The following is a 4,752-nucleotide window of genomic DNA, read 5'->3' on the forward strand; positions in this document are numbered from 1 at the left end:
TTTTCTTCCGTGGCTGCGTCGCGGCGCTCGGGACTGTATCGCAGAGGATACAGCCACATCGCTTGCTCCTTGCCACAAACGAAAATTATCCGCAACGCCACCACGCCAGGTTTTGGGATAGGTTCTAGGCTGAACCGGAATGAAATGTAGGTGCGTCATCGCAAAGACCAAAATTGAGTTGGAGGCCTGAGTAAACGCCCGCTCACACGGGCAAACTACTCCGCGAATGCCCGGCCGCAAGCCGCCCGATAATTTTTAGCCACCGATGAAAGAAGATATAGTTGCCGCGCGCACACGCGCACCAACTGATGCTACCAGGAGCGAAATGGAAGAGTTCGGATACGGCTTTTTCCTGGATCAATGGTAACTAGCGCGCCATTCGCCAAGTCGCCTTTAAGTGCATCCAATGCAGACAAGACCGCCGCCTGCATGCTTGCGGGGCGCACATCTTCGCAGCGCAATTGAATCACACTGGGAGAGGACGCCTTCGTGGCGTAAAGTAGAGCTCCGTAATCAAGATCGTGCGTGAATACCACGCTGCCACTTTTTCGCGCCCACTCCATGATCGCCGCATCCGGTGCGGTCGTCGGTCCGACAGAACTCCAGTGAACTGCTTCGTGTCCGGCTGTTTGGAAAACCCTCACCCACACCGGGGAGAGGTTCATGTCCACGACGAGCTTCAAGCTGGTTGCAACACAACTTCGCGCTCCTCAGCGCGCCAGGCCGCGTATGTGAGCGCCGCTTTGATATCTGCTTCTTCCAGATAAGGGTAGAGCTCCAAGATCTCCTCGAACGATGCTCCCGATGCGACCAGACCGGTGATCAGCCCGACAGTCACTCGCATCCCTCTCAAGCAGGGCTTTCCGCCCATGACAGCCGGATCAATAGTGATGCGGTCGAGGCCGGAGATTTTCATAAGATGCAAATTAATCCCGCACTTGAATTTGTCCAGTTTTCACCCGTTTGAGGCATCCTGCCGCATGCCTCACGCTGTCTTCGCTCCGCTCCGGCTTTCGTCTCCCCGCCTTCCCACCTGTCCACCTTGGCGCAGCCACCTTCCCACTCCCCTCGTCTCTCGTTCCCTCTCCTCTCGCATCTTCCAACCGCTCCGCCACCGCTTCCGCCGTGATCCGCGGCGAGAACGCCTCGGCAAATTTGCTCACATCCTCCGGCTTCGCTTCCAGCGCCAGCACCTCTTCGATGGCGGACGCCAACGCCGCGATATCGCCCATCGGGAACACACGCGTGTAGGGATTCTTGGCCGCGAAATCATCGGAACACCCGCACTGGTCACTCACCACCGTCGGCACCCCGGCCGCCGTTGCCTCATTGACAACCAAGCCCCACGTCTCCCACGCCTCGCTCGGCAAAACAAGGACATCCGCCACCGCATAGGCCTTTGGAATTTCCGATTGATTCAAAAAGCCGGCAAAAGAGGCCGGCGGCCGCGCGTCTGAACGCGCGTGGCTCGAGGCTCGAGGCTCGAGGCTCGAGGATGTTCCTCCCACTTGCCTATTGCCCCGCGCCTGTTCGGTCCCGCAGTCCTGTGGTCCTGTGGACTTGTGGTCTGCGCAGCGCGAACTTTCCGCATCAAACCGCACGTCGCAAGCCGCACGTAGCTTCTCCCCCAACTCACCGCTGCCAACAAAAAGCAAATGCCATGGATTCCGGGTAAGCCTGTTGTCCTGTGGTCCTGTGGTCTGGTGGACTTGTGCGGCACGCACAACGTCCACGGGCCTCTTCTTGCGCACAAACTTTCCGCAGAACATCACCACCTTCGCCTCGAGCGGAATATTCCATTCCCTGCGAATCTCCGCAGAAGTTTTAAGTTTTAAGTTTGTAAGGCTTAAGTCCTCTTGCGCCTCTTCGCGGCTATCCCCGTCGTCTGCCTCTCTCCGACCCGTAAGCTCTTCGAGCTGGAGGGCCTGTCCCCTAGCCCCTGTCCCCTGTCTTTGCTCCGCGCCTTTCCTCTCCTTTTCGTCTCTTGGTCTTTTGGTCTCTTGGTCTGTAGCGCTCGGCCGCCCCTCCCTGTCGAAATGCGCGCTCAGCGCGCCCCCCTTGTCTTCTTCCCTGTCCCTCTCCTCCCCCTCGCCTAGCGCCTCTTGCCTAGCGCCTTCTTCCTTTAGTCCCGTGGTCCCGTAGTCCCGTAGTCCACGAATTCTTCCGCTCTCTGAGCGAAAGAATTTGTTATCCACCCCATACGGCGCATCAATCAACTTCCGCGCCGGCACCCCGTGCCGCAAATAGAACCTCCGGCTTGCTTGGCCGATGGCCAGAAAATAATCCACCTTCCTGAACAACCGGTGCAGCGCATAGTTCCGCACGAGCCCGAAAATCCCGCCCCTCTCCGCAATCTTGTCGCTTGTTTCCCCGCGCAGGAAAACCGGAATCCCCATTTTCTTCGCCGCCGACACTGCCTCCCAGAACGCTTGGAATCTCCATCCTTCGACCCACAACGCCGTCGCGTTCGCCTCGCGCAACGATGCCCCGATCGGCTTGGCAAGCGGGATCCCGTTGAACTTCCGCATGTCCCATTGTCCTCGCAATTCCAGAAACCGGTGCGGATATCCCGAAAGCAAATCCACATCCCACGCAAACGCCTTCCCGAAATCCTTGTCCTCCGTCCGCCGCACCCCTTGGTCGGTGAGAAACCAGACTTCGAAAAGAACCCCACCGCCCTGCCCGTCGTCCTGTGGTCCCGTCGTCTTGTAGTCGGCCAAGGCGCGCCACAACGGCGCCTGATACTGTATCGGATGTGATGTCAGGACGACGAGCATGACGGCCGGGAAAAGCGCGGCTAACCTATTAGGTTCTTTGTAGCCTCAAATACATCGCGCCGGTAGCGCTCCCATCTCCATTCCTCGCTTAGACCAGTCTTTCCCTCGCGACGCGACCGAAACTCACGCAAAGCCGCGATCCACGCCTCCTCATTCCCTGCCGGCAACACCGTCACGCCCGACTCAGCGGCGAGATCCGGACCTCCACTCCGATCACTGGCCATCACATGCAAGCCGGAAGCCAACGCTTCAAGCATCACAAGACCGAAGCCGTCGCCGAAAGATGGAAAAACAAAAGCATCGCTCTGCCGATACAACTCCCGCAAACGCTCCGGCCCGACAGGCCCGATATAACGCACGCCGGGAGGAAGACTCTTCAACCTTTCGACCGCCAGCTGCCAGCCCCCGACCAACATCAGCTCGGCGTTACGAAGTCCCGCCTTCTCCCACGCCTCCAAAATGAAAGGTATACCCTTTCGCAGAGAACATTGCCCCTCATAAATAAACCGCAAAGCGGGAGCAACGCGTAGCGAGTCACTAGTAGCGAGCAAAGCAGCCTCCGGACTCCGACTTCCGCCCTCCGGCTGTCTCTTGGTCTTTTCGTCTTTTAGTCTCTCCTGCTCTTCGTCTCTTGGTCTTTTATCAGTTGGTTGCTTGGCAACCCGTCTCGCGGACTCGGCTGTCTCTTGGTCTCCGCTTCCAGCGGGGCACCAAAACTCCGCATCCACACCGTAGCGGCAGACACTCACCGCTTTTGCTCCAGCCTCTTCGAGTGTTCGCTTCACGAAAGTGCTCGGCGCCAACACCTCATCAGCCAGGCGCAGCTCCTCGTCCTTCTGCTCGGGACTCGCATTGAGTGTGAAAACCGCGTCTTGGGGACGGATCCAATCCGCGTAGAGACTGCACAAATTCCGGTGCTGACTTTCCCAAAACTTCCAATGGCATGTCGGCATATCGTAGATGCAGGCTTTGCCAAGGCGCTTCGCTTCCTGAAACTGACGCAGGGAGCAATCCTCGAAAGAATGCACCGCGCTTACATGGCGGTCCCTGCACTCCGACGCCATCACCGTCATCAACCAGTTGTTGGCCGAACGCGTGAACTCCGGGCCCGTCCATCCGAGGCGCTCTCGCACCATCCGCGAAATCTCCGCGAGCCTGCTTTGACGCATGCCCGCGCCGGCCAGCGGTTCAAAGTGCCGGCGTGCCAGACGTCTCGCTTGGTCACGCAAGCCGGGCACATGCCCGAGCAAAGACAGTTGCCGCTGCGATGGAAACCACGGGGTGCAGAACTTGTAAAGCTTCCCGCGCTCATGCCAAGCCAACGCGGCGTGGTGCGAGTTTGGGTTTCCAGTCGGATGTCCGCTGATGATCACTTGTTTAAACTGCAGGACCTCAATTCCGTTCCTTGCCTTCCCAGTCTCTTGGTTTAACTGATGATCGTCGCCCTTGCAGAAAGAACTCACGGAACGTTTTTTTCGAAACCGGTTGGCGCTTGCTCCAGTAAGTGGGTAGCCACTTTATGAAATCAAAGATCCCCAAGAAAGACGCCCATCGCTCTTCTTTTGGACCTTTCATACCCCACTTGACCAAGTTGATCGCTTTGCCGGGCAAGTAATACAACACGTCTGGAAAAGGCGTGCGCACGAACCCGAAGATGAGATCATTCAAAGTGCCGGATCGCTGGATATCGCCCCAGTTCCGGTCCTTGGTTGTCTTGTCGTGCCACACATGCACTCCGGGAAGGAACTTCATGTTCCATCCGCGATCCATGAAGCGGATGCACAGATCTTTTTCCTCCGCGCCATACCAACCCGGAAACTCCGCATAAAAGCCCGCGCTTTCTACCATGCTTCGGCGAAGCATGTGGCCACAGCCCACGAAATGCATGGTTGACCGCGGTTTGTCACGAGCAGCGGGTGTCGGCTTGTCCGGAGAGAGAATGTCGTAAGCGATGCCCGCGCAATCGGGATCGCCC

At 58.1% G+C, this 4,752-nt stretch carries 5 protein-coding genes; all 5 read right to left on the reverse strand.

The features are described 5' to 3' along the window. Positions 1 to 311: 311 nt before the first annotated feature. The 5 genes from FGM15_13435 to FGM15_13455 are packed head-to-tail and all read right to left on the reverse strand — an operon-like array spanning position 312 to position 4,664. Complete coding sequence (locus FGM15_13435) at positions 312 to 683, reverse strand: hypothetical protein (protein MBU3666860.1); 372 nt, start codon at positions 681 to 683, stop codon at positions 312 to 314. Then, positions 680 to 910: a DUF433 domain-containing protein gene (locus FGM15_13440; GenBank protein MBU3666861.1), complete on the reverse strand. Its 231-nt coding sequence runs from the start codon at positions 908 to 910 to the stop codon at positions 680 to 682. The genes FGM15_13435 and FGM15_13440 overlap by 4 nt, the downstream gene beginning before the upstream one ends. A 16-nt stretch (positions 911 to 926) precedes the next feature. Next, positions 927 to 2,777 (reverse strand): glycosyltransferase, encoded by a 1,851-nt coding sequence (locus tag FGM15_13445; protein ID MBU3666862.1) that lies wholly within the window; start codon positions 2,775 to 2,777, stop codon positions 927 to 929. A gap of 20 nt (positions 2,778 to 2,797) precedes the next feature. After that, on the reverse strand, positions 2,798 to 4,150 hold the full coding sequence (locus FGM15_13450) for a glycosyltransferase family 1 protein (GenBank protein ID MBU3666863.1): 1,353 nt from the start codon (positions 4,148 to 4,150) through the stop codon (positions 2,798 to 2,800). 19 nt (positions 4,151 to 4,169) lie between these two features. Then, the gene (locus FGM15_13455; protein ID MBU3666864.1) at positions 4,170 to 4,664 is read right to left on the reverse strand and encodes a hypothetical protein; all 495 of its coding nucleotides are present in this window, start codon (positions 4,662 to 4,664) and stop codon (positions 4,170 to 4,172) included. Positions 4,665 to 4,752: the final 88 nt, after the last annotated feature.

The organism is Chthoniobacterales bacterium, from assembly GCA_018883245.1.
Lineage (GTDB): Bacteria > Verrucomicrobiota > Verrucomicrobiia > Chthoniobacterales > JACTMZ01 > JACTMZ01.